This is a genomic window from Paenibacillus sp. FSL W8-0439 (assembly GCF_038008995.1).
In the GTDB taxonomy this organism is placed as follows: domain Bacteria; phylum Bacillota; class Bacilli; order Paenibacillales; family Paenibacillaceae; genus Paenibacillus; species Paenibacillus polymyxa.
The window spans coordinates 3,809,032-3,833,262 of the sequence record NZ_JBBPAK010000001.1 but is presented as its reverse complement, the minus strand read 5'-3'; the positions used below and the strand labels follow the sequence as shown (position 1 = coordinate 3,833,262).

The following is a 24,231-nucleotide window of genomic DNA, read 5'->3' as shown; positions in this document are numbered from 1 at the left end:
GAGAGGTTGTATGCGAACGATGATAGCCGATTCTGCGATTCATGCCTATCCAGGCATGGTTGCAATTGTTACTTCCCGTTATGAGGGAGTAAATAATGTAATGGCCTCAGGCTGGCATACATATATCGGATCATCACCGGGCATGTATGGCATTTCATTGAGGAAGGAAACGTATTCTTACGGACTGATTAAGAAAAGCGGAGGCTTTGGTGTTCAGTTTCTGCCTGCGCACAGATCGGAATGGATTCAGGCTGTAGGTACCTTTAGTGGTAGAGATGTAGATAAGTTTCAGCAGTTTGGGATTGCATATGAAGACGGAATTTCAGTGGATGTGCCTATATTGCTGGAAGCGTATCTCGCTTATGAGTGTAAAGTAGTGGATATTCATACCTACGGAGATCATGACTGGATTGTCGGCGAAATACAGCAGACCTACCGGGATGATGAACTATTCCTAGATGAGGACGTTCCTGATTTTAGTAAGCTTTCAATTCCGTTATACGTGGGAAGGTCTGCTTATTACGTGGCAGATGATTCATTACAGAGAAAGGTACATCCGTTTTATTTGAGCAAGTAAAAAGAGTGCTCTATAATTTACAATATTTTCAGGGTTGTATCATGCACGCGTTCCCTGTATACTATGTAATGTTGTTCGGAAAGTTTAACAGACAATCGCTGGTGGCGTAAGCCACGAGAGGAAAGTCCGGGCTCCATAGGGCAGGATGCTGGATAACGTCCAGTCAGCGCGAGTTGAAGGATAGTGCCACAGAAATGGACCGCCGATGGCCGCTTGCGGCACAGGCAAGGATGGAACCGAGGTGTAAGAGACCCCGAGGAACGCTGGTGACTTCGTTCCTGGTAAACCCCATCTGGAGCAAGACCTAAAGGGACACAGCTTCTTCGCGAAGCAGCCTTAGCCCGAGGTGTGTCTAGGTTGGTCGCTGGAGCTGGATAGCAATGTTCGGCCTAGATAGATGATTGTCGCTTTTAGTGGGAGGGTAGTTCCCGTCTGTACCACGAATAGCACAGAACCCGGCTTACGGAAAACTTTCCCCACTGCAACACCTTAAAATGTATGAATCTATTTTATTAATGACCTGTTTGCATGAGAAATCTTTAATCCAAATGTATTTATTGCATTAAAAAGGGTGCGTCATATTCCTGTGGGAATGATGAAGCACCCTTTTTAATGTACAGCCGGATTGCGCAAAATCCGTACATTTATAGAATGAAGCCCCCAGCATAGCACTGGAGGCTTCATTCTGTTTTTTTTTGACTTATAATTTCTCTGTCGTAAAAACGTGCGAGGATGAGGTGTGCAATCAGCACTCTATTAACGCGCGTTTCTTACTACATTTTCCTCCATATACATCTTCAACGCCCGATCCAATCGGTCAACTGCTTTTGGAAGCAGGCTTGGATCGGTATGCGTGAAGTTGATTCGCATGTGGTTGCTGCCGCTCAGGTCAGCATAGAAAACTTGTCCAGGCACAAATGCGACTCCTTCCTGAATCGCGAGTTGCAGCAACTGCTCAGAACGGAAGCCTTCAGGTAAGGTAACCCACATAAACATGCCACCAAGTGCATCATTCCAAGTGATTCCTTCCCATTGGCGTTCTTTCATTAACGATGTAAGACGCAGCATACGAGTGTGATACTCAGCGGACACGGTACGTATATGCCCCTCCAAATCAAAGAAGTCCAACAGTTCATTCAAAGCACGCTGGTCAATACTGCTGGAGTGCAAATCAGCAGATTGTTTGGCATTCGCGGTCTTAACGACGATCGCTTGATCAGCTACCAACCATCCAGAGCGAACACCTGGAGCGACAGTTTTAGAGAATGTAGAAGTGTACATTACATGACCGTCGCCACCTAGCTGTTGATCAATAGAAAATAGGGATGGGAAGTTAAGGTTCTCATCAAATTTGAGTCGCCCGTAAGGATCGTCTTCAAAAATTAAAGTTCCGTATTTACGGCATAGCTCAACAACGCCTGTTCTGCGTTCCATACTCCATACACTTCCTGCTGGGTTGGAGAAGGTAGGGATGACATACACAAATTTTGGCTGATGCAGTTTGATTTTGGACTCAAGATCATCTAATTGCATACCGTTAGCGTCTGTATTTACACTTACAATGTTAGCGCCATAGGAATTGAATACCTGAAGAGCTGCCAAATAAGTAGGGGACTCCACCAATACAGTATCCTGCGGATCAAGCAACACACGTGAAACTAGATCAATGGTCTGCTGCGAGCCTGTTGTCATGAGGATGTTATCTCTGGTGACGGAGATGCCTTGGGATGACATGATTGCTGCCAGACGTTCCCGTAGAGGAATGTATCCCTCGGTTAGGCCGTATTGAAGTGCGGTAGTACCGCCGAGGCGGAATACCCGCTCATAGGCTTTAGCAACCGCTTCGACGGGAAAGAAGGCATCGGCCGGAAGGCCACCTGCGAGAGATAATACATCTGTTCCCTGTGTCAGCTTCAAAATGTCCCTTACCATGGACGAGCCCTGAGTACGAGCCATACCCGAAAATTTGTATTCCAATCCAATCATCTCCTGTGTTCTATACTGTGCTAAGAAATTTGTTGTATTATATCGATAATGAAGTATAACAGTAAACGTCTAAATGTAACAGTTGATTTTTGGAGGGAAGGGTTCCGATGCATATTGATCTCAGCCGCAACAGCAGTGTCAAATTATATTTACAGATTACCAAAACATTAGCGGATCGCATTCAGTCAGGGCTCCTACCTCAAGGTACCAAGCTTCCCTCTATCCGTCATCTGTCCAGTCTGCTTGCGGTGAGTCCTGTAACTGTAAGCAAAGCGTATGCCGAGCTGGAGTCCATGAATCTGGTTACGTGTACACAGGGAAAAGGTTGCTATGTGGCGGAAGCTTCAGTACCGATTTATCGTGAGCGGACGCAGGATTTGTCTTGGCAGATGTCGCTCATCGATTATTTGCCGCGCGCGCAGTTATGGAGAAACTTTAATCATAGCCGAAAGGCTACCTATTCTTTTCATATAGCCGCAATACAACCGGAGCTTCTTCCCACGCGCGAAATCATCGCAGATACTCAACGTTTATCCTCTGAACATTCCGATGTAATGGCTGCATATGGGACTTTTGAAGGTGATTTAGAACTAAGAGAAGTGTTCGCAGACCACTTGAGTGAACGTGGTATACCTACAGTGGCAGAGCAACTGCTTGTGACCAGCGGAGCTCAACAGGGGATTGACCTGGTGGCGCGTACGTTTGTTGGCCCGGGAGATGTGGTCTACATGGAAGCTCCTACCTACACTGGGGCCATTGATGTGTTCACTAGTCGTGGTGCTAAAGTAATTATGATTCCGATGGACGAGGAGGGGATGCGGATTGATATTTTGACACGTCTCTGTGATACCCATCCCCCAAAATTGATCTATACGATACCTACCTTTCATAATCCTACCGGTGTAACTTTGACGATGGCCAGACGCACACAATTACTAGATCTGGCTCAAAGTTATCACTGCCTCATTGTTGAGGATGATCCATTTTCCGACCTGTATTACAAAGCAAAACCACCGCTTTCTATCAAGGCGCATGATCAGTCCGGACATGTTGTCTATATCAAAAGCTTCAGCAAAACCGTTGCTCCCGGCTGCCGCATAGCTTGTGTAGCGGCAACTGGGAGTGTAATGGATCGTTTGGTGGCTGCCAAGTCAACTACAGATTTGGGGAGCCCTCTATTAACGCAAAAAGCACTGCTACCCTTTATCAGAAATCGACTTGATCAGCATTTTGTTTCATTGCGAGAACAAATTCGTGATCGTCTAACTGTCGCATTGAATACGCTCCAGCGCTATGCTCCGCCAGAGGTTGCCTGGTATGCTCCTGAAGGTGGTCTCAATCTATGGATTAAACTTCCCTCTATGGTGGATATTCCAGAATTGGAGCGGGTAGCTGACCGTGAAGGCATTTCCTTTTTGCCTGGTGCGGTGTGCTATGCAGGTGGTATGGATAGTAATCATATCCGTATTTCTTTTTCGTATGCGGACAAGGAAACACTTAAATCAGGTCTGCGCAAGCTATGTACTTTGTTAGGCGAAATTCTTAATCATTCGGTCATTGTGGAACGAAAGCCTATTTTATAAGGGATAAATGTATTAGGGGGTAAACATCCAAGCACAGCATACGCCTTCTTAATATGCTGTACTAATTCACCGAAAGGAGTTGCACATTATGAGTCATTGCCATTACGACCCGGTTGTGTGCCCGCCTATCCAATTTGTAAATCATCAATTTTACCCACAGGTGGTGCCTGTTGTTCATCCGATTGAAATTATCAATCAGGCGCATGTTATACCTGTGCCCCACCACGTATTTCCGGTGGTTGTCAAGGATCCTGGTGACCCATGCTGTCATACTCGCAGTCATGGAAAGCGGCCTGTCCGTACCAGTTCTAAGCGTTAAGAAAGCCTAAAAAGGCAGCCATGGAGCAACATGGCTGCTTTTTCTGGGGTATCCTAGGCTTCCAGTTTCCTCAATAGGGATTTTAACTTGTCACTGAAATGCTGTGGATAGAATTGCAGGGGAACATACGGACGTTGTGCTGCTTTCAATGCTTTATACACGTCGATTTGACCATACCCAAAATATTTGTCATGTCCTGGTGTGCCCAAATCAATTACGCTGTCTCTCATTAAATCCATTACCTCTTTATTGGTTAGATCAGGGTTAATGGATCGAATCAGGGCAGCTAGCGCTGATACATGTGGACTGGCCATTGAAGTACCCGACAGCGCAGCATATTGATTCCCTGGATACGTACTGGCAATACTTGCACCTGGAGCCATGACGTCCACGTAATCGCCGTAGTTAGAAAAGGATGCGCGGTGCATAGAAGAATCTGTAGCAGAAACGGCAAATACTTCAGGGTATGCTGCTGGATAACCAGGTCGCTCCGTATTATCATTGCCTGTGGCTGCAACTAATACAACATCTTTGTCATAAGCGTATTTGATTGCATCATGCAAAAATGAAGCTTGTGCATAGTTGCCGAGACTCAAATTGATGACCTTGGCCCCGTGATCAGCTGCCCATATAATACCTTCTGCAACCGAGTAAGTCGTACCGGAGCCAGATTGGTCAAGTACCTTGATCGGCATGACCTTGTTGTACCACGTCATACCGGCGACTCCCTCACCGTTATTTACGAGCGCAGAAATGATGCCAGCGACATGCGTTCCATGACCGACGTCATCATAAGGCTTTTCAGACGGGTTGACCACGTTATGCCCTGAAAGAATTTGACCTTTTAGATCAGGATGATCCAAATCCACTCCTGTATCTATAACCGCGACAATTACATCCTTGCTGCCTTTGCTTAGTTTCCAACCTCTGTTGGTTTCGGTAGCAGGCAGGTTCCATTGATAGCGAGAAAAAAGCAGATCATTAGGAATAGAGCTGTCCGCTTTGATAGGTGCTTTCTCATTAGTCAGATACATATAGTGAGGCTCAGCATAAAGTGGATTCCACTTTCGTGAAAAGTATTGCTTTAGCTCTTTAAAGTTCATCTTATCCGAATGAAATACATAAGTATAACCAAGCTTACGACCTGGCTCACAGTGTAAGTCTGCTGCAATTTCCTGCAGTTGTCGTGAATCGGGATTGTGACGGAAGCGAACGACAATTTCGTTTTCAAAATAATGGCTTGCATTTTCGTTGTCGTGTCCCGTTTTGACCGTGATATCGTGCAGTGTGTCAGGGTGTACGGATTCGATTTTGTAGCTACCTTCTTTTGGATAGGGAATCAAACGCAAATTTTTGCGCTGATGCTTCTCCACATCACGCAATACTTGCTGACTGACTAGAGCAGCAACGCCGCATGTTCCATCAGCCGATGGTTCAGCCATGACGAAATATTTACCGTCCTCCACCTGAAAAGCAGCGGATTCATAGGATTTATTTTGCATGACAGAACGACGAGCTGCAGCCAAGCTGCTTTGAATTTGAGGATGGCTCAGCAGACTTGTCTGTGCTTTGCTACCTGTATAGGTGTTAGTCTTTCCGTCCCTAATGTGAATCCACTGGAGCGTATGAAGATGACTGTGTGATTGCTGCAATGTGTGGGTGAACTGTCTTTTCTGATCGGCAGTTTTACCATTCAGCTCCCGCATTACGTATTGAATATCCTGTCTTGCGTCCATCCGTGTGAGGGTATCTGTAGCGGACAGGTCCAAAGCCAACATTCCTTTTTTAAGCTGCTTCTCCTGCTGTGGTACCATCTTGGTCGTATATTCGGGTTGTGGTGTGTGGCGGTGATCGCGTGAAGGCAGCATCAGTGTGATCAGAAGCACCCCGGCAGCTGCTCCGAGCAGGGGTTTTAACCATTTTCGCCGAGACATGAAACCGTCCTCCTTAAGTATTCATAAATTTATGGTTTAGCGTGAGGAGGTTGGCATGTTTTTATACCTTTCAATGCTTATTTGTGGTAGGATAAATACTGAAAATTACAGCTCTTTCGGTTAGAAGGGACTATTTTCGGGTAACCAAATTGATGAACAAGCAACAAATAAGGGGGAGCTGCCTTGATGTCAGCAGTCAACGTACAAAAATTATGTGAGTCGGCGCAGGAGAGACTGAAAACTGCCGTAAAACGTGTGGAAACATTCCTCAATGAGCATGCTCTGCCGCAACTGGCTGTGGATGGCAATGAGGAGTCCGTACTTTTTTACAAAGGTTTTTTGTCGGATCTCCGCCATGTCCTTGTTTTTTCCGAAGTATCCTATGAAAAGTTGGGTGTGGCTTTGCGCCGTGCCAACTTTGACGTCGATTTTGCGGAAAAGGCATTGTATAACGTATACCATGACTGCGTGAACAGCTTTTTTTATCCCAAAAATGAATCTTACGCAGAGGACGGACGCTATGCTTATACGGGACAAGATGCTATCCGCTTCCGTAAAACGCCAGTGCCAGCCGCACGCGAAGTGATCATGGACATTACGAAAAACTTTGAAGAATTGCGTGATGATCTGACATATTATGAAAGTGATTATTTGACACAGCGCCGGATGCAGACTCGTCGTACTCATGCCTAAAGCATTCAATCCAGAAATTCATTTCTAATCAAAAACTAAAACAAGACAAGCAAGCCGTTTTCTACTTGTTTCCTGCCAGTTTGGAGGAGACGAAGGGAAGCGGCTTTTTTCGTATGTCACCAACTGCCATATGCCATGAACGCATAGGTGCAGACGAGCGGGGGGACAATGAATCCGAGGTGATGATCATGAGCCAAGAGGCCAAGCCAATCGTAAAGTGCAGTGTAGCCAATTGCCATTATTGGGGAGAAAACAACTTTTGCAAGGCAGATTTGATCATGATTGAAGTAGATGGTCATGCCGGGAAAAAATTTAAAGAAGAATATGCGGGGGAAAGCTTTAGTTCAGAAGAACGTGATAAGGCTGCAACGTCTGCTGCAACCTGTTGCCACACCTTTAAGCCGAAGTCTCTCTAGATTTATTACGCGATTCATTTCCATTTGGAGGTGCAGGAATTATGGAAGATCATGAAAACGATAAGCATAAGAATGAAGAGCATGTTAGCCGTGAACGTGTAGATTATCCTCGTCACGTTCAGGAGCGCTCTGCCAAGCGCCGCCATCATCGTGAGGAATATGCCGCAGAGGTTGCTCCTGGCTCGCCAGTTGTGACCAAACATGAGAACAAGGGTGAAGAGCAGGTTATAAACAATAGTGGTCGTATTTCCGGCTATATTGGGCTGGCTGCTGGTATCGCATCATTGTTTATGTGGTCTATTGTGCTGGGACCCATTGCGGCAGTTTTAGGATTTTTTGCTTATGTAAATGGCAGTAAAACAACCGGTATTTGGTCGATTGGTCTTGGCGCATTGGCAACCTTGAGTTATTTTGCTTTTATCCCGTTTGTGCGCTAACCCTGTTGGGTAAAGGTTCCGATATCTTAGCTCCGCTGTCTTTTCGACAGAAACGGAGCTTTTTTTCATTAAAAAGTATGGAAGTACATAGTAAAAAGTTGTATCATAGCAATAACGACAAGCTATTTGGGATATAACAACTATAGAAAGTTGGGAACACCACATGCAAATTGATCCGCGCGTGTCCAAATCTATGTTAGACATGCAGCTGTTAAATAATATGAGTGCTACGACCCAGACGGGTACAGCGGATGCTTTTTCTGGATTGCTGGAACAAGTAGGTCAGCTGGAAACAGATGATGCTGTCACCCAAGAAAATTCAGGCGATGTTACCAGAGATGAAAACGGCTTGCTCTGGCTACAACTGGGACCTTCGAGGGGAACGGCTTCGCCATTGGCAGTCTATCCGGCTTCTTCCAATGCGGCAACGGACGGACCTACAAAAGCTACAGCGTATGATAGTTTGATTAATGAGGCAAGTCAGAAATACGGCGTTCCGGTAGCTTTGATTAAAGCAGTTATTGATACGGAATCTTCATTTAATCCATCGGTTACTTCTTCGGCCGGAGCCAAAGGACTTATGCAGTTGATGGATGCTACAGCTCAAGGTCTGGGAGTTAGTGACCCCTATGATCCTGCACAAAATATTGATGCTGGCGTACGCTATTTGTCTTACCAGATTAAACGTTTTAACGGACAGGAAAATATGGCGCTGGCTGCGTACAATGCAGGTCCCGGACGGGTGCAGCGGCTTGGAGTAAGTAGTGATGAGCAGTTGATGTCTGTACTGGACAAGCTTCCGGTAGAAACGCAAAGATATATTTCCAAAATTCAGAATGCACGTGAAAAATATACCATCTAAGCCCTATAGCTTATAGCATAAAAGTGCGTAATTTCAATTCGATTAGGTCCGCAGACAGGATCAATATGGGGAAAGGGTGTCGCTGTAATGAAGCGGCCTTTCCCTGTTTTGGTCTTTTTTTGTTGTAGCAGTTGTGGGGCAGAAAGGGGAGTTTGATGAAATATTTTGATTATGCCGCGACAACTCCGCCTTTTGAAGAGGTGATTACAACCGTTGCCGAGGTAATGAGACGCCATTATGGCAATCCATCTTCCATGCATCGGTATGGAGAGGACGCGGATAAGTTGATTAAGCGCTCGCGCGAAGTATGCGCTGCAGCTTTGGGAGTATCTCCTTCAGAGATTGTCTTCACATCCGGGGCAACGGAAAGTAATAATCTTGCCGTTAAGGGAGCAGCTTTGCAGTATCAGACTAGAGGCAAACATATCGTTACTGTATCGACAGAGCATCCGTCTGTGTATGAAGCATGCAAACAGCTAACAAATTTGGGTTTTGAGGTTACTTTTTTACCTGTGGATGAGGAAGGTCATGTGACTGCCGAACAGGTTTGTGCAGCTGTTCGTAAAGATACGATTTTAGTTAGTATCATGCATGTCAATAATGAGACGGGAAGAGTGCAACCGTTGCATGATATCGGAGCTGCGCTGAAGAAACAGTTCCCTCGTGTCCTATTTCATATTGACGGTGTACAGGGGTTTGGAAAGCTGCCGGTTGATATCCGGGGGTGGCAAGCTGATCTGTATAGCCTTTCAGCGCATAAGCTACGTGGACCCAAAGGTGTGGGGTTGCTATTCGTTCGAGAAGGTGTAGAGCTTTTCCCACTGCTTAGTGGCGGCTCTCAGGAGCAAGGGGTTCGTGCGGGTACCGAAAATGTACCATCGCTTGTCGGTATGTCCAAGGCGGTACGGCTGGCGGGCGAACGACAAGCAGAGACAGCACAGCGCATGATTGAGTGGAGAGAACGAGTGGCTGCAGAATTGAAAACAATCCCACAACTGCGGCTGAACAGTGGGAAAGAAGCGCCGCATATTGTCCACTTTTCGTATCCGGGCATGAAGGCCGAGGTACTGCTGCATACGCTGGAGCAATTGGGTGTGGCAGTGTCCACCAAATCGGCTTGCTCTTCAAAATTAGCCGAGCCCAGCCGGGTACTGCTGGCGATGGGCCGCAATGAGGCAGAAGCAGCCGGCGGCATTCGTATCAGCTTTGGTGATGAACATACGGAACAGGATATCGACGAGCTCATACTCGCACTTCGACAGGCTGTAGCCAAGCTGGAATCCCTTGAAAGGTGGAAACGTTAAAATGCACTATGATATGCTGTTACTTCGCTTCGGTGAATTTACATTAAAAGGGAAGAATCGTGCTCGTTTTGAAAAGGCTGTACTGAAACACGTAAAACTGCTGCTTAAGCCCTTTCCAGGTGCCTCTTTGCGCAAGGAATTTGGACGGATTTATGTGGTTCTCGGGGGAGAGCCTTATGAACAGATCATTCAAGTATTGCAAAAGGTGTTTGGCATCACGACGATTAGTCCTGTCAAAATGGCTCCTGTTGAGTTGGATGCTATCATTGAGACGGCTGTAGCTTTAATGCATGAGCTGAACGTAGACGAGGGAACGACATTCAAGGTAAATGCCCGCAGAGTATGGAAGGAGTTTCCCCATTCTTCACAAGAGATGAATCATTTAATTGGTTCTCCTATATTGCGGAATTTTCCGGCGCTGAGGGTCGATGTACGTCAACCTAATATTGAGCTGCGTGTGGAGGTAAGAGAGCAGGCGGCATATATTTTTAGTGATGTTATTATGGCTGTAGGGGGCTTTCCGTTAGGGACGAACGGCAAAGCTATGCTGCTGCTGTCCGGTGGAATTGACAGTCCGGTAGCAGGATGGTCATCCATGCGTAGAGGCTTGGAAATCGAATGTGTACATTTTTATAGCTATCCATTTACAAGTGAGCGTGCGAAAGAAAAGGTTATTGATTTGGCAAAAGTATTAGCAGGATACGCGGGCCGAATCAAAATCCACCTTGTGCCGTTTACAGAGGTGCAGACGGCCTTTACTCGCACTGGGCAGGATAATTTGATTATTACGCTAATGAGGCGGTCTATGCTGCGAATTGCAACAATGCTGGCAGAGCGTGAAGGAGCATTGGCACTCGTGACAGGCGACAGTCTGGGTCAAGTTGCTAGTCAAACGCTATCCAGCATGAATGTGATTGGTCGTTCGACGGAACTCCCCTTGCTGCGACCTCTCGTCATGATGGATAAGCAGGAGATCACAGAAATCGCTAAGCAAATTGGCACCTACGATTTATCCATTCTCCCGTATGAGGATTGCTGTACATTGTTTGTTCCCAAATCTCCCACGACCAATCCGAATTTGTGGGTAGTGCAGAAGATTGAAGCTTCTATTCGGGATTTAAATGCTTTGATCGATCAGGCTGTAGCTACAACGGAGACGGTTGTCCTTGAGGCAGGCGGAGCTATAGAGGGGCGTAAAGAGGAAGTTATACAGGAAGATTGGTTTTAATAAAAAAGGCAGACCCGCAACAATGTTGGGGTCTGCTTTTATTTGGGTGAGGTCCTTTTGAACCTCTTTCAGATGGCTTTTTCTCGACGGGCTACTGCTCTGCGATTTTGAAGATACCCTGTGAGCAAAATGCCAGCCATAACGGTGGCAATAAACAAGATACGCAGTGCCGGATGCTCCGTAAAGTATGGTGCCAGCTTACGTTCTTCAGTGATCATATTAGAGGCCGTATAACCAAGCACAGCCGATCCTAAATAGATGATCCAGGGGAATTTGTTGATCAGCTTGATAAAAAGAGTGCTTCCCCATACAACGATCGGCACACTGATTAACAGGCCCAGCACTACAAGTATCAAATGCTGCTGGGCCGCGCCAGCAACAGCAATCACGTTGTCCAGACCCATTGCCGCATCGGCGATAATAATGGTGCGGATAGCACCCCATAGCGTTGTGCCTGCTTTAACTTCAGCATGATCCTCTTGGTCCACGAGCAACTTATACGCGATCCAGACTAGCATCATACCCCCAATGAGTAACAACCACGGTACTTGGAGCAACCAGAGTACCACAATAGTGGCTGCTATGCGGATGAGCAGGGCACCCCCGGTGCCGTATAGAATCGCCTTTTTTTGCATTGCAGGAGGCAGCTTTCTGGCGGCAAGCCCAATTACAATCGCATTATCTCCTGCGAGTAGAAGGTCAATAAATATTACATTAAGCAATAGCCAAAAGAACTGAAGTACAGACATGTCAATCGTTCTCATCTCCCTGATTAAACATCATCAAAAACATTGCATGTTGTTTATGTTAATACCCGTTTTTCGGAAATACGATTCATTATATTGCTGTTTGTTATTGAATTCAAGGTATATACTCAACAAATTGGATATCAGTTATTAATAAATGATGACTTATTTGAAATGCCTGCAAGCATAGCCTCGTCCGATTTCGCATACATGTAGGATGGGGGTGTTTGTACATATGGAGCATATCATTTTGCTATTGAAAATATTAATGATTAATTTGGTGCTAAGCGGTGATAATGCAGTTGTTATAGCCATGGCGAGCAAAAACTTGCCTGCAAGGCAGCGAAGTCAAGCGATATGGTGGGGGGCAGTCGGTGCGGTCCTTCTGCGCTGTGTGTTGACTTTTGTAGCTGTTATTTTGCTGGGCATACCTTTTATTCAGGCGGCGGGCGGCTTACTTCTGTTATGGATTGCATTCAAGTTGCTGTATGAGAATGATGATCATGTAGGAGTAAGAGCGGAAACAACCATTTGGAAGGCAATACAAGTGATATTAGTAGCAGACTTTGTAATGAGTCTAGATAACGTATTAGCTATTGCAGCTCTAGCCAATGGGGACATTGCTATTATAGTCATTGGTATCGCAATTAGTATTCCGATTGTCGTCTGGGGCAGCAATGTGATAGCAATCTGGCTTCATCGATTCCCGATCCTTGTTCTGCTGGGATCTGCCATTCTGGCCTTTACGGCAGGAGAAATGCTACTGCGTGATCCCAAATTGGGCATATGGTTAGCAGTCATGGGTGAGGTTATACATGCGTGGTTACCGCTCTTGCTGGCCGTAGCGGTTGTCATTGCAGGAATATATCGACAGCTACGGACCCGTCATATTTGAACGTGGTTTTTTTGGAAAACATCGGCTAAACTAGACATAGGGTTTTGCAGATGCCGGGGAGTTTGCTCGGTTTTTGTAAAAACTCTATATTCATAAAAGTGTACTTAAAAATAACTACATTTAATGACTCAAAAACAAATCCAGCAAACAAAGGAGACCACGATGAATTCCGGAAAAGAGCGTATGATCGGAGTAGGCATTGTTGCCGTAGGACTGATTATTTTGTTGGGGAAATTGGGGACGTTCTCCTTCTTGGGACGCAACCTTTGGCCCTTGCTGATTTTAATACCTGGAATCGTGCTGCATGCAATGTATATGATGCGCAAGGTATCACCCTTTATGTTGCTGCCGGCAGGGATTTTGTCGGTATACGGCTTCCTCTTTTTTCTCTGCAATACTTGGGGATGGCATTTAATGGTCTACTTATGGCCTATGTTCCTTCTAGGTGTGGCGATTGGATTATGGGAGTATGCCATTAATGATATTTCGCTATCTCGCAATGTATACACAGGGAGCGTGCTATTAGGCTTGATATCGGTGCTATTATTAATTATTACCTTGCTAAGTACAGGCATCATGTATATTATTGCCGTTTTGCTGATTGGAGCTGGAATCTGGTTGGTCATAAACAACCGTAGCAAACGCAACTGGTAAACCGACAAGCTGTGCAGATTTCATGGCGGTAAATTACGGAACAGGCAATAATGTCTTGCTTTATGACATATTTCTACTATAATATAATGGATATGAAAAGAGCGTCGGAATGATTTCTGACGCTTATTTTAAGGTTTTCACGCGAATCGGAGAGAGAAGCTGTCTGTATAAAGCCTGAAACATTATAGAAGGCTGGCAGGGAGTGGGCCTAAAGAACGATTGTTAGCCTTGAATGAGCATTGCTTCAGGATAGAGACACTATTTTGATATACGGAAAGGATATGGATACAAACCATGCATGCAAGAGAGAACATTCGCAATATTGCGATTATTGCCCACGTCGACCACGGAAAAACGACACTTGTCGATAAGTTGCTTCAACAGTCTGGAACATTTAGAGAACACGAGGCTGTTCAGGAGCGCGCCATGGACTCCAACGATCTGGAACGTGAACGCGGTATTACGATTTTGGCTAAAAATACAGCTATCACTTACAAAGATTACCTGATTAACATTGTAGATACACCGGGACACGCCGACTTTGGTGGTGAAGTGGAACGGATCATGAAAATGGTTGACGGCGTTTTGCTCGTCGTTGATGCTTACGAAGGCTGCATGCCGCAAACGAAATTCGTACTGCGTAAAGCGCTGGAACAAAATCTGACGCCTATCGTTGTAGTCAATAAAATTGACCGTCCGGCAGCTCGTCCAGCAGAAGTCATTGACGAAGTACTGGATCTGTTCATCGAGCTGGGTGCAAATGATGATCAATTAGAATTCCCTGTTGTGTACGCTTCGGCACTGAACGGAACCTCCAGCTTGGATGCTGAAAAGCAAGATGACAACATGCAAGCATTGTACGAAACAGTGGTAGAGCATATTCCATCTCCAACTGAGAAAGTAGATGAGCCTCTTCAATTCCTCGTAACACTGATGGACTATAACGAATACCTGGGCCGAATTGCAGTAGGTCGGGTGAACCGCGGTATCATCAAGCAGGGACAAGCGGTCACAGTTATCCAACGTGATGGCAGCAGTAAATCAGCGCGTATTGAGAAGTTGTTCGGCTTCCAAGGACTGAAACGGATTGAAACCGATCAAGCAGGCGCTGGTGACATTGTGGCGATCGCGGGGATTAAGGACATCAACATTGGTGAAACCATTGCCGATCCAAATCATCCTGAAGCGTTGCCTGTACTGAAAATTGATGAACCTACACTGCAAATGACCTTCTTGGTTAACAACAGTCCATTCGCAGGTCGCGATGGTAAGTGGGTAACATCTCGTAAATTGCGTGAGCGTCTTCTGAAAGAACTCGAAACAGATGTCAGCTTGCGTGTTGATGAAACCGATAGCCCGGATGCCTTTATTGTATCTGGACGTGGTGAATTGCATTTGGGAATCCTGATTGAAAACATGCGTCGTGAAGGTTACGAACTGCAAGTGTCCAAACCGGAAGTTATCGTTAAGGAAATTGACGGTAAAAAAATGGAGCCAATCGAACGTCTCCTCATTGATATTCCGGAAGAAAGCATGGGTGCAGTTATGGAAAGCCTGGGCTCCCGTAAAGCCGAAATGGTCAACATGATTAATAATGGTACTGGACAGGTTCGCTTGGAATTCCTGATCCCTGCACGTGGTTTGATCGGTTACACTACAAACTTCCTGACTTTGACTCGTGGCTACGGTGTAATGAACCATGCATTTGACAGCTATGGACCATTTGTTGGCGGTCAAGTAGGTGGACGTCATCAAGGTGTACTCGTATCCACGGAAAACGGCACCTCTACATTTTATGGTATGCTGGGCGTAGAAGATCGTGGTATTTTGTTCTTGGAGCCAGGGACTGAAATTTATGAGGGTATGATTGTTGGTGAGCACACCCGTGATAACGACATTGTCGTTAACATCTGTAAGGAAAAACAATTGACAAACGTTCGCTCCGCAACAAAAGATGATACAGTTAAATTAAAAACACCTGTTATCTTCTCTCTGGAGCAGGCGCTTGAATACCTGAATGATGATGAGTATTGTGAAATCACTCCTAAATCCATTCGTTTGCGTAAAAAGATCTTGAACAAAGGTGAGCGCGAGCGTGCGGAGAAACAACGTAAAACAGCACAAGCAAATAGTTAATTCATAGGATTGGTCTTTGGCCACAGCGGCGACGCCCGGAAATGGGATGCGCCGCTGTATGTGTTTTAGGATTGTAAACTTGGAGAAAGCTATATTTCTCAAAACGCAGGAAAAGGTGTTGAAGCATGAGTAATCTTTCGAATGGATTGCCTCCCCGGACACAAAGCGGGAAAAAATCAGCCAAACCGAAAAAAACGAAAAAGAAAAAAAGCTTTTTCAGATCGTTTATGAAGTTTGTCTTATTTCTACTCATTATAGGTATCTTGGCAGCAGGTGGTTATACCTACTATATTTACAATCAGGTAGAGGAAGTTTTGGATACTGGAATCAACAAGGAAGTGCCCAAAACGCAACTGGCTGAGGCTAAGCCTTTGACTATTTTATTGCTTGGAACCGACTATCGCCCTGACCATCCGACGTATTTGTCAGATGTTATTATGGTAGCTACACTGAACCCTAGTACAAAATCGTCTACCATTGTGTCCTTGCCTCGTGATACGCGTCTAGAAATGGATGGGTATAAACCACGCAAGCTGAATGAGTATTATCCGGTGTTTAAGGCTAGAGAGAAAGACTCTGGTGAAGTTGCTGAAGAGCAAATGAAGAAGATGATCGGCAAATATTTAAACATTAATATTGATTATGTAACGGTTATTAACTTCCAGGGCTTTAGAGATGTTGTAGATAATCTAGGTGGCGTAGATGTAACGGTTGACAAAAATATGTGTTATCGAGACCGTGCTGATGGCACCGATATTAACTTGACAGCTGGGGCCAAGCATTTGAACGGTGACCAAGCTCTTGATTTTGTTCGCTACCGCAAGTCGAATTGTCGTCCGAGAACGGCTGAATCTGACGACTTTGATCGCAATCGTCGACAAAATCAGGTGCTTCATTCCCTAATTGACCAAATGCAATCCTTTAATGCTTTGACCAAGTTTAGTGCAATTATTAAATCGGTTGATAAGAATATGATGACTGATATCGAGTCACAGCAAATGAAAAATATCGTACAAACCTATTGGAATATTTCCAAGCAAAATGTAAAATACAATCCTGTATCAGGAACGTGGCGTAGCCCTTATGTGTACATTGATGAGCAACAGCTCGATTTGGCCAAACAAGCGCTACAAGAGGAATTAGCCAAAAAAGCAAGCGACAGCACTGAAGCTACTTCCAATTCCTGAGTATGTATCTTTTTCCCCGCTTATGTTATACTCGCAGCGAGTAAAGCTCTTATATAGCATAAGGGGGTTGAGGTATGTCTAAATTTAAAGTGAACCCAGTCTAGGTCCAGTGAGCAATCACTGGGCCTTTTGTGTCTAATTTTAAAAATGTACAGGCTCTGAGGCTATCTTCAGCTACACTTTTCGTTGCATTATGCTGTTTTGGGGTTCTTTTTTCAGGGAATCAGCAAGTATTGGGTAGCCAGTGAATAGGTATAGGTATGAAACATGAGATTGTCCACGCCGCTTTGGAGGGGATTTAATGAAGAAAATTTTTGTGCTGGATACGAATGTGCTACTGCATGATCCGAAAGCCATTTTTACCTTCAAAGAACATGAAGTTGTTATTCCAGCTGTTGTTCTGGAAGAAATCGACTCCAAAAAACGCAACGCGGATGAGATTGGACGGAATGCCCGTAATGTATCGCGATTGTTGGACGGGTTGAGAGAAGTGGGGCATCTTCACAGTGGAGTTCCACTTCCCCAAGGGGGAAGGCTTAAGGTTGAGTTAAACCACCGGAGTTTTTTGAAAGTTCAGGAGATGTTCGGGGAGGTTTCGAACGATAACCGGATTTTGGCAGTTGCCTTAAATTATCATTTGGAAGAACAGGAGCAATCTGATCCGCGTTCGGTGGTGTTGGTTAGTAAAGACGTATTAGTCAGAATCAAGGCAGATGTATTGGGGCTGCTGACTGAAGACTACCTATCCGATAGAACGGGCGATCCAAGTGAGTTGTACCCCGGATACTCAGCGATACAGGTGCATCCGTCCATCATAGATGAATTTTACTCTAACCGTTTCTTACCAATCAAACCACTGAAACTACCTTATACACTGTATCCACATGAATTTGTTATTTTGAAAGATGAAATGGGCACTGGAAAATCAGCATTGCTGAAAGTAAACCAGGAGGCAGAGCGATTAGAACCTTTGTACTTAAGTAACGAATCGGTGTGGGGAATCAGTGCGCGTAATGCTCAACAACGGATGGCATTGGAGCTTTTGCTTAATGATGATATCCCTCTTGTGACGATTACTGGAAAAGCAGGTACAGGCAAAACGCTACTGGCACTGGCGGCGGGGTTGCTTAAAGTAGAGGATGAGCATCGCTTCAAGAAACTGTTAATTGCTCGGCCTGTTGTTCCTATGGGCAAGGATATCGGTTATTTACCGGGAGAAAAGGAAGAAAAGCTTCGCCCCTGGATGCAGCCAATCTACGACAATCTGGAGTATCTGTTTGATGCCAAAAAATCTGGGGATATCGACAAAATTTTGATGGGCTTGGGCAGTATTCAGGTTGAGGCGCTCACTTATATTCGCGGACGTTCGATACCTGGGCAATTTATTATTATCGATGAGGCGCAAAATTTATCCCGACATGAGATCAAAACGATTGTGTCTCGGGTAGGTGAGGGAAGTAAAATCATTCTGATGGGAGATCCGGAGCAAATTGATCATCCTTACCTAGATGCAGCCAGTAATGGCTTGACCTATGTGGTGGAGCGGTTTAAGCAAGAAGGGATTAGCGGACATATTATGTTGGAAAAAGGAGAACGCTCCAAGCTCGCGCAGTTGGCAGCTGATCTGTTATAACCCCTGATCGTTATTACAAATAATGAAGACCTCGGGAACATCCCGGGGTCTTTTGTTTTGTTCATATCAAAAATCAGAACAATGTAGGTGAGCAAAAACTTACTTAAAACTTAATTCGAGCTTAACTTCAAGAATACCTTTTAAAGCATGTACTTCTGTAGCTTTGACGTATGATATAAGCTGCTGTGGATAGAAGCCAAGATCAAAATCTTCTTCCAGTTTGTTGCGAGTCGTGTCCGGCAATTCCAGTCCGTTAAATACCAGTCGATCTACATGAAATAGAATGGCATTTTTGGGTTCATTCTCTACTGTATAGTGACCTTCTACCCTCAATTTCATCGTTCCTTGCTGACCTTCTACCACAATCTGATCCTGCACGAAGGAAAAGTTGAAGTGATTAAACAATTCATTCTCTGATTTTAAAAAACGATTAAATTCTTCTTCACGAATGCTTATCGTAATGATTTTTCCATTTGTAATCATGGCACCTTGCTGTTGTTGAATGAATTGGGGTAAATCCTGCATTGCTTGAGCTAATGCTTTAAAGTGTTTATTTACCTCGTATACCCCTACATTCTCCCAATAAGCTGTCATTTCGCCAATTAACTTGCGTAGAGTATCAGGGTTATCGCTGGCGTTAACGCCGTCATCTACACGCGACTGGAGTTGGAGAATCCGTTTACGTTGTGCCAGTAGGTTTGTTTTAACCGTCTCCAATTCCGTCGTGGCTTGGGCGACTTGCTGCTCTGTTTTTCGCATAAATTGATAATTGGCTTCGTATTCCTGAAGCACATCCTGATCGTGACTGATCAATAATAAGTAATAATCGTACAAAGAGAGAAGTTGCTTTATACTTTTAGCCCCTAGCACTACACTCAGCAGCTTGTCCCTTTCTCCCATATAGTAAGATCGCAGCACAGAACCTGCACGCTTACGTTGTAGGTTTATTTGCTCCTGTTGATCAGCTAGACTACTACGCAGTTCCTGCTGACGCTGTAAAAGAGCCTGCTGTTCCTGACTAATCCGCTCGATTTCATGGTCGATCTCCACGATAGACAGGCTATCTTGTAAAATCTGATTTTCTTCAGGAGAGGGAGCGGCCAAAGTAGGACGTACATATATGGAAGTCAGCATCATCATGAGGACCAGCAGGGTGCAGATCGCGATTTTTATTCGTTTATTCATTTAGTTTCCCCTTTTATGTATTCCAGAAAAAGACTTATGGTAATGTATATGATCCTTTTTTATTCTTTAACCATTCATTTTATTGTACAGCAGTCAGAGCATGCTTGAAACCCGAAACTGTTTACTTCACGTATGAGTTCTGGCAGAAATGGAAATACAATTTAGTATCAAATAGATTCTATGAACTCTACGAGAGGCATAGGAATGAATAAACAGCTTTTATACCCTATTCAAATACCGGCAAGATCGGTTCATGAAGACGGTTATTTCAGGATGTTGTTAGGAGGGCTAGAGGCATGACTGCAATAAGACAAGATGCATGGAGTGCGGAAGATGACTTGATATTGGCGGAGGTGACATTGCGGCATATCCGGGAAGGTGGAACACAGCTCGCTGCGTTTGAGGAGGTTGGACAAAAAATAGGTAGAACCTCTGCGGCATGCGGCTTTCGTTGGAATAGCTGCGTGCGCAAACGTTACGATGAAGCGATTAGCATTGCCAAAGCGCAGCGCCAGAAGCGCAGTTATATTCGCAAGCAGAGCCCAGTAGGTGTATCGCAGGTAGCAGCCTTTGCCACGCTCGATACAGTCGAAGGGGGATACAGAACCGATGGCACGAGTGAAGATACGTTATCTATTGATGCCGTAATTCGCTTCTTGCGTCAATGGAAGGGATCTGTGCAGGAGACTAATCGGCAGATTAAGATGCTGGAGAAAGATTTGCGGGAAAAGGAAGAAGAATTAAATCAGCTTCGCTCCATTAATGACCGGCTGTCCAAAGAAGTGAATGATGTGCAGACCGACTATCGTGTTGTAAATGATGATTATAAAGCTCTGATTCAGATTATGGACCGTGCCCGGCGATTGGCTTTAATCACTGAAGATGAGGAAGAGCTTAAATCCAGGTTCAAAATGGACGCTAATGGGAATCTGGAGCGCATTGAGTAGCAAGATTACAATAGCTATCTAAATAAAACGTCAACTATCGCTTGGCCGTAGTTGGCGTTTTTTGTTATTACATTGGAGTGCATATGATATAGTAGAAAAAAAGATGGAAGCGAGACGATACAAAGTGATTGATATTATTGGAGCGGGTTCGCTGGGATTACTGTTTGCCGGGAGATTATCGGCCTCGGGTGCTACAGTAAGGCTGTGGACACGAACACTTGAACAGGCACACATCATTGCTCGTGAAGGGATTACTGTGCTTGATAAGGAGGGACAGGTGGCTGTTCATGTATCGGGGGACCAATTAAAGGTAGCGCCATTGGCAGATTGGCAACGGTTAAATTCACAGACTTCGGCACGGTGGATCATGTTTTTGACCAAACAGGGGGCGATAGAAGAAGTATTGGAGCAGATCCAGCCTGTAGCTCAAACGGAAACAGGTACAGGGATTATTTGTTTGCAGAATGGAATCGGTCATATAGAACGCATCAGGCAGGCGTGGCCTAAAGCTGTAGTATATCCTGCTGTGACAACCGAAGGAGCCAAGAAACAAGGCGCAGCATCCATTGTGCATGCAGGATCGGGCGTGACTGAAATTGGATATTCGGAGGAAGTAGAGGGAGAGCACAACACTGATTTCAAACAATATGTGCTAAATCGGCTGCTTGCAGCAGGATTTGACGTTTGCTTGTCGAAAGAAATCGAGAAAGGGATTTATCGCAAGTTGTTGATTAACGCTGTGATCAATCCACTGACAGCCGTATGGCGAGTTCGGAATGGCGAGCTGCTATCGGAGCCTGTTCGAATACATATGATGCGTAAGCTGTATGATGAAGGCATTCAAGTATATGAAGCTCATGGTATCCGCTGGGAAAGCGCATGGTGGGATCAAATTATGGATGTTTGCCGGGCAACGGCAGAGAATCACTCGTCTATGCTAGCTGATGTACTTGCACATTCCATGACCGAAGTTGCTTCCATTAACGGGCAACTGGTGCAGATGGCAAAGCGAGCTGGGATTAGTGCGCCAACTCATGAGGTATTGTGGCAATTAATTGAAGGAATGCGGCTAAAAGAGGGGTGATCAGTTGAGTCTTATACAAGGTACTATTATCACTTTCAGTATTCTTCCCTTTTTTCCGTTTTTGATCGTGTTTGCGGTTTGTCGCTACATTCTTAAAATGGAAAAGAAGAAATCATTGCTTACTTCTATGGATATTACCACTTTTTTTCTGATATTTTCCGTCGCAGCACTCTTTAATGTCCTATTTACATCCCGATTCGGTTTTTATTTGATTCTACTGCTCTTGTTACTGGCATTGGGTTTAATTGGAGGAGCTCAAAACCGAATAAAAGGAAAGGTTGATGGTAAAAGATTATGTAGAGCGGTCTGGAGATTAACTTTTATGGCGATGACATTGGCGTATACTTTGTTGACTGTTGTTGGTATATTTAAAAATATATTCAACTCTATGTGATGAAATATGACATGAAATGATGAAAAAATATGAATTAATCATGTTTTTTTGAAAAAAAAGCTCAATTTGAAGAAATGTAATGTAGATTTTTTTGACCGCTGGTTGTATAATCTATAAACATATACCACTTTAGAACTAGGGGGAAAACGCTAGATGAAAAGGAAAAGCTTTTTAGTCCTTTTGACACTCGTTCTTGCAGTTGGCGCACTGCTCGCAGGTTGCGGCGGCAAGAATGATACCAATGGTAAGGGCGCACAAGAAAACACCTCGACTACGCCGGCCCCGGCCGACAAGCAAATTTTGCGCGTTAACCTTTCTTCCGAGCCGCCAACCTTCGATCCGGCACAAGCTCAGGATAGTCAAACCAACGCGGTTCTGAAAACTTTGTATGAAGGTCTCGTACGTATGGGTCCTGACGGCAAAGAAATCCCTGGCGTTGCTGAATCTTGGAAAATCTCCGATGACGGCAAAACCTACACGTTCAAACTTCGTGATACTGCAAAATGGAGTAATGGCGACCCAGTCAAAGCAAGCGACTTCGTATTCGCTTGGCAACGGGTATTGGATCCTTCAACGGCTCCTGCACCTCCATATGCTTACCAATTGTACTATATCAAGAATGCTGAGGGCTACAACCTGAGCACTTCGAAATCTTATAAAGGAACAAAAGTTACAGACTTTAAAGATGTAGGTGTCAAAGCTGTTGATGACCATACATTGCAAGTAGAGCTGGAACACCCAACTCCTTACTTCTTGGGATTGACTTCTTTCTACACTTTCTATCCTGTAAACCCTTCTATTAAAGGTAATGATAAGTGGGCAGTTCAGAAAGATAGCATGATTACTAACGGACCTTTCACATTAACGGCTTGGGATAGCGGTCAAAAGATCGAAGTTTCCAAGAACGAAAACTATTGGGGTAAAGACGAAATCAAGTTGAGCAAAATCACTATGTCCCTTGTAAACAGTGGTGCAACTGAACTGGCTTCGTACAGAAGTGGACAACTTGATTATTCAGGTATGCCAACAGGTGAAATTCCTACTGACCAAATTACGGCTGTGAAAAACGAATTGCCTAATGAATTTAAGGCTAAAGGAATTGCAAGTACGTACTACTATCTGTTTAATGTAACAGAAAAACCATTTAACAATGCTAAAATCCGTAAAGCGTTTGCGATGGCTATTCAACGCCAACCGATCGTTGAACGTGTAACAATGGGCGGTCAAATTCCTGCTTACGGCTTTGTACCTCCAGGCATAAAAGGAGTTTCTCAAGAATTCCGTAGCGAGCATAAAGACGATTTCTTCAAAGAAGACTTCACTGAAGCGAAAAAATTGCTTCAAGAAGGTATGAAAGAAGAAGGCATGACTACGCTTCCTACAATAACTATGCTGTACAACTCCAGTGAAAGTCACCAAAAGATTGCTTTGGCAGTAGCTGATATGTGGAAGAAAAATCTTGGTGTAGATGTTAAAACTCAAAACCAAGAGTGGGGCGTATTTATCCAAACACGTAACAAGCTGAATTTCCAAATCGCTCGTGGTGGTTGGTCTGCTGACTATAATGATCCAATGACATTCCTGGATATGTGGACAACAGGCAATGGTAACAACAACTCAGGTTATGCTAACCCTGCGTATGATGAATTGATTAAAGCTGCTAAAACAGAAACTGATCCAGCTAAACGCATGGAAGATTTTGCGAAAGCAGAGAAAATTTTGGTTCAAGATGATATGGTAATGCTTCCGATCTATTACTATTCAAATGTTTCTTTAACGAAACCGAATGTTAAAGACATTGGACTTGACTTTAGTGGAGCAATTGATTTCACAAGAGCGTATATTACACAGTAACTGAAGCTTAATTCTGAAGTTTGATAGTTACTTCGGGATATATATGTGGATTGAACCATATATATCCCGTTTTTTTTGTGTGTCCTAGTCTTTTCCATCATCATGTAACCATGCAAATAAGTAGATTGGACAGTCCAATTCTATTTCGATAAAATCGAATGGTGTCGAAAATAATTT

Annotated in this window: 22 protein-coding genes and 1 other RNA gene; 19 read left to right on the top strand and 4 right to left on the bottom strand. The window is 44.5% G+C overall.

Annotated features, from left to right (window positions below; genetic code table 11):
• Nucleotides 1-10: 10 nt before the first annotated feature.
• A complete protein-coding gene (locus tag MKX36_RS16390) occupies nucleotides 11-577 on the top strand; it encodes a flavin reductase family protein (RefSeq protein ID WP_016821575.1) in 567 nt (188 codons plus the stop codon).
• Between the two features lie 79 nt (nucleotides 578-656).
• Nucleotides 657-1,055: RNase P RNA component class A (gene rnpB, locus MKX36_RS16385), an RNA gene on the top strand.
• Between the two features lie 278 nt (nucleotides 1,056-1,333).
• On the opposite strand, the gene MKX36_RS16380 is transcribed toward rnpB, so the two are convergent.
• Nucleotides 1,334-2,554 carry an aminotransferase-like domain-containing protein gene (locus tag MKX36_RS16380; protein ID WP_017428148.1) on the bottom strand — a complete coding sequence of 407 codons (1,221 nt, stop codon included), beginning with the start codon at nucleotides 2,552-2,554 and terminating at the stop codon, nucleotides 1,334-1,336.
• A gap of 116 nt (nucleotides 2,555-2,670) precedes the next feature.
• On the opposite strand from MKX36_RS16380, the gene pdxR reads away from it, so the two are divergent.
• Nucleotides 2,671-4,146 (top strand): MocR-like pyridoxine biosynthesis transcription factor PdxR, encoded by a 1,476-nt coding sequence (gene pdxR / locus MKX36_RS16375; RefSeq protein ID WP_340865028.1) that lies wholly within the window; start codon nucleotides 2,671-2,673, stop codon nucleotides 4,144-4,146.
• A gap of 88 nt (nucleotides 4,147-4,234) precedes the next feature.
• Nucleotides 4,235-4,465, top strand: coding sequence for a hypothetical protein (locus MKX36_RS16370; RefSeq protein WP_013372124.1), 231 nt, complete (start codon nucleotides 4,235-4,237; stop codon nucleotides 4,463-4,465).
• A 53-nt stretch (nucleotides 4,466-4,518) separates the two neighbouring features.
• Here MKX36_RS16370 and MKX36_RS16365 read toward each other — a convergent pair whose 3' ends face one another.
• Nucleotides 4,519-6,399 carry a S8 family peptidase gene (locus tag MKX36_RS16365; RefSeq protein WP_340865027.1) on the bottom strand — a complete coding sequence of 627 codons (1,881 nt, stop codon included), beginning with the start codon at nucleotides 6,397-6,399 and terminating at the stop codon, nucleotides 4,519-4,521.
• A gap of 186 nt (nucleotides 6,400-6,585) precedes the next feature.
• Between MKX36_RS16365 and MKX36_RS16360 the strand changes: the two genes are divergently transcribed.
• The 6 genes from MKX36_RS16360 to thiI all read left to right on the top strand — a co-directional run bounded on the left by MKX36_RS16360 (nucleotide 6,586) and on the right by thiI (nucleotide 11,339).
• On the top strand, nucleotides 6,586-7,092 hold the full coding sequence (locus MKX36_RS16360) for a YpuI family protein (RefSeq protein WP_016821571.1): 507 nt from the start codon (nucleotides 6,586-6,588) through the stop codon (nucleotides 7,090-7,092).
• A 188-nt stretch (nucleotides 7,093-7,280) separates the two neighbouring features.
• Nucleotides 7,281-7,508, top strand: coding sequence for a DUF1540 domain-containing protein (locus tag MKX36_RS16355; RefSeq protein WP_025365350.1), 228 nt, complete (start codon nucleotides 7,281-7,283; stop codon nucleotides 7,506-7,508).
• A 41-nt stretch (nucleotides 7,509-7,549) separates the two neighbouring features.
• The gene (locus tag MKX36_RS16350) at nucleotides 7,550-7,945 is read left to right on the top strand and encodes a hypothetical protein (protein WP_016821569.1); all 396 of its coding nucleotides are present in this window, start codon (nucleotides 7,550-7,552) and stop codon (nucleotides 7,943-7,945) included.
• A 163-nt stretch (nucleotides 7,946-8,108) separates the two neighbouring features.
• Complete coding sequence (locus MKX36_RS16345) at nucleotides 8,109-8,807, top strand: lytic transglycosylase domain-containing protein (protein WP_016821568.1); 699 nt, start codon at nucleotides 8,109-8,111, stop codon at nucleotides 8,805-8,807.
• A 155-nt stretch (nucleotides 8,808-8,962) separates the two neighbouring features.
• Nucleotides 8,963-10,111: a cysteine desulfurase family protein gene (locus MKX36_RS16340; protein WP_117289016.1), complete on the top strand. Its 1,149-nt coding sequence runs from the start codon at nucleotides 8,963-8,965 to the stop codon at nucleotides 10,109-10,111.
• A gap of 1 nt (nucleotide 10,112) precedes the next feature.
• Entirely contained in the window at nucleotides 10,113-11,339 is a 1,227-nt protein-coding gene (thiI, locus tag MKX36_RS16335) for a tRNA uracil 4-sulfurtransferase ThiI (protein WP_340865026.1), read from the top strand.
• 68 nt (nucleotides 11,340-11,407) lie between these two features.
• Here thiI and MKX36_RS16330 read toward each other — a convergent pair whose 3' ends face one another.
• Complete coding sequence (locus MKX36_RS16330; protein ID WP_340865025.1) at nucleotides 11,408-12,103, bottom strand: TerC family protein; 696 nt, start codon at nucleotides 12,101-12,103, stop codon at nucleotides 11,408-11,410.
• A gap of 217 nt (nucleotides 12,104-12,320) precedes the next feature.
• On the opposite strand from MKX36_RS16330, the gene MKX36_RS16325 reads away from it, so the two are divergent.
• The 5 genes from MKX36_RS16325 to MKX36_RS16305 all read left to right on the top strand — a co-directional run bounded on the left by MKX36_RS16325 (nucleotide 12,321) and on the right by MKX36_RS16305 (nucleotide 18,590).
• Nucleotides 12,321-12,980 carry a TerC family protein gene (locus MKX36_RS16325; protein WP_025365349.1) on the top strand — a complete coding sequence of 220 codons (660 nt, stop codon included), beginning with the start codon at nucleotides 12,321-12,323 and terminating at the stop codon, nucleotides 12,978-12,980.
• A 162-nt stretch (nucleotides 12,981-13,142) separates the two neighbouring features.
• Nucleotides 13,143-13,634, top strand: a complete 492-nt coding sequence (locus MKX36_RS16320; RefSeq protein ID WP_016821563.1) for a hypothetical protein — start codon at nucleotides 13,143-13,145, stop codon at nucleotides 13,632-13,634.
• 294 nt (nucleotides 13,635-13,928) lie between these two features.
• On the top strand, nucleotides 13,929-15,770 hold the full coding sequence (gene typA / locus MKX36_RS16315; protein ID WP_016821562.1) for a translational GTPase TypA: 1,842 nt from the start codon (nucleotides 13,929-13,931) through the stop codon (nucleotides 15,768-15,770).
• 125 nt (nucleotides 15,771-15,895) lie between these two features.
• Nucleotides 15,896-16,957 carry an LCP family protein gene (locus MKX36_RS16310; protein ID WP_340865024.1) on the top strand — a complete coding sequence of 354 codons (1,062 nt, stop codon included), beginning with the start codon at nucleotides 15,896-15,898 and terminating at the stop codon, nucleotides 16,955-16,957.
• 301 nt (nucleotides 16,958-17,258) lie between these two features.
• A complete protein-coding gene (locus tag MKX36_RS16305) occupies nucleotides 17,259-18,590 on the top strand; it encodes a PhoH family protein (protein ID WP_019688036.1) in 1,332 nt (443 codons plus the stop codon).
• A gap of 99 nt (nucleotides 18,591-18,689) precedes the next feature.
• Here MKX36_RS16305 and MKX36_RS16300 read toward each other — a convergent pair whose 3' ends face one another.
• Nucleotides 18,690-19,775 (bottom strand): coiled-coil domain-containing protein, encoded by a 1,086-nt coding sequence (locus MKX36_RS16300; RefSeq protein ID WP_090889371.1) that lies wholly within the window; start codon nucleotides 19,773-19,775, stop codon nucleotides 18,690-18,692.
• Between the two features lie 296 nt (nucleotides 19,776-20,071).
• On the opposite strand from MKX36_RS16300, the gene MKX36_RS16295 reads away from it, so the two are divergent.
• The 4 genes from MKX36_RS16295 to MKX36_RS16280 all read left to right on the top strand — a co-directional run bounded on the left by MKX36_RS16295 (nucleotide 20,072) and on the right by MKX36_RS16280 (nucleotide 24,054).
• Nucleotides 20,072-20,722, top strand: a complete 651-nt coding sequence (locus MKX36_RS16295; RefSeq protein ID WP_016821557.1) for an RsfA family transcriptional regulator — start codon at nucleotides 20,072-20,074, stop codon at nucleotides 20,720-20,722.
• A 103-nt stretch (nucleotides 20,723-20,825) separates the two neighbouring features.
• The gene (locus tag MKX36_RS16290) at nucleotides 20,826-21,806 is read left to right on the top strand and encodes a ketopantoate reductase family protein (protein WP_016821556.1); all 981 of its coding nucleotides are present in this window, start codon (nucleotides 20,826-20,828) and stop codon (nucleotides 21,804-21,806) included.
• A gap of 4 nt (nucleotides 21,807-21,810) precedes the next feature.
• Entirely contained in the window at nucleotides 21,811-22,200 is a 390-nt protein-coding gene (locus tag MKX36_RS16285; RefSeq protein WP_013372105.1) for a DUF3397 domain-containing protein, read from the top strand.
• Between the two features lie 153 nt (nucleotides 22,201-22,353).
• Nucleotides 22,354-24,054, top strand: a complete 1,701-nt coding sequence (locus tag MKX36_RS16280) for a peptide ABC transporter substrate-binding protein (protein ID WP_019688033.1) — start codon at nucleotides 22,354-22,356, stop codon at nucleotides 24,052-24,054.
• Nucleotides 24,055-24,231: the final 177 nt, after the last annotated feature.

What these genes read in the sequence shown, in the direction of transcription:
- MKX36_RS16295 (WP_016821557.1), top strand. Translation starts at nt 20,072, where the DNA reads ATGACTGCAATAAGACAAGATGCATGGAGTGCGGAAGATGACTTGATA.
- MKX36_RS16365 (WP_340865027.1), bottom strand. Translation starts at nt 6,399, where the DNA reads ATGTCTCGGCGAAAATGGTTAAAACCCCTGCTCGGAGCAGCTGCCGGG.
- MKX36_RS16360 (WP_016821571.1), top strand. Translation starts at nt 6,586, where the DNA reads ATGTCAGCAGTCAACGTACAAAAATTATGTGAGTCGGCGCAGGAGAGA.
- MKX36_RS16280 (WP_019688033.1), top strand. Translation starts at nt 22,354, where the DNA reads ATGAAAAGGAAAAGCTTTTTAGTCCTTTTGACACTCGTTCTTGCAGTT.
- MKX36_RS16340 (WP_117289016.1), top strand. Translation starts at nt 8,963, where the DNA reads ATGAAATATTTTGATTATGCCGCGACAACTCCGCCTTTTGAAGAGGTG.
- MKX36_RS16325 (WP_025365349.1), top strand. Translation starts at nt 12,321, where the DNA reads ATGGAGCATATCATTTTGCTATTGAAAATATTAATGATTAATTTGGTG.
- MKX36_RS16345 (WP_016821568.1), top strand. Translation starts at nt 8,109, where the DNA reads ATGCAAATTGATCCGCGCGTGTCCAAATCTATGTTAGACATGCAGCTG.
- MKX36_RS16350 (WP_016821569.1), top strand. Translation starts at nt 7,550, where the DNA reads ATGGAAGATCATGAAAACGATAAGCATAAGAATGAAGAGCATGTTAGC.
- MKX36_RS16370 (WP_013372124.1), top strand. Translation starts at nt 4,235, where the DNA reads ATGAGTCATTGCCATTACGACCCGGTTGTGTGCCCGCCTATCCAATTT.
- thiI (WP_340865026.1), top strand. Translation starts at nt 10,113, where the DNA reads ATGCACTATGATATGCTGTTACTTCGCTTCGGTGAATTTACATTAAAA.
- MKX36_RS16330 (WP_340865025.1), bottom strand. Translation starts at nt 12,103, where the DNA reads ATGAGAACGATTGACATGTCTGTACTTCAGTTCTTTTGGCTATTGCTT.
- MKX36_RS16300 (WP_090889371.1), bottom strand. Translation starts at nt 19,775, where the DNA reads ATGAATAAACGAATAAAAATCGCGATCTGCACCCTGCTGGTCCTCATG.
- MKX36_RS16310 (WP_340865024.1), top strand. Translation starts at nt 15,896, where the DNA reads ATGAGTAATCTTTCGAATGGATTGCCTCCCCGGACACAAAGCGGGAAA.
- MKX36_RS16320 (WP_016821563.1), top strand. Translation starts at nt 13,143, where the DNA reads ATGAATTCCGGAAAAGAGCGTATGATCGGAGTAGGCATTGTTGCCGTA.
- MKX36_RS16305 (WP_019688036.1), top strand. Translation starts at nt 17,259, where the DNA reads ATGAAGAAAATTTTTGTGCTGGATACGAATGTGCTACTGCATGATCCG.
- pdxR (WP_340865028.1), top strand. Translation starts at nt 2,671, where the DNA reads ATGCATATTGATCTCAGCCGCAACAGCAGTGTCAAATTATATTTACAG.
- MKX36_RS16290 (WP_016821556.1), top strand. Translation starts at nt 20,826, where the DNA reads ATGGAAGCGAGACGATACAAAGTGATTGATATTATTGGAGCGGGTTCG.
- MKX36_RS16390 (WP_016821575.1), top strand. Translation starts at nt 11, where the DNA reads ATGCGAACGATGATAGCCGATTCTGCGATTCATGCCTATCCAGGCATG.
- MKX36_RS16355 (WP_025365350.1), top strand. Translation starts at nt 7,281, where the DNA reads ATGAGCCAAGAGGCCAAGCCAATCGTAAAGTGCAGTGTAGCCAATTGC.
- typA (WP_016821562.1), top strand. Translation starts at nt 13,929, where the DNA reads ATGCATGCAAGAGAGAACATTCGCAATATTGCGATTATTGCCCACGTC.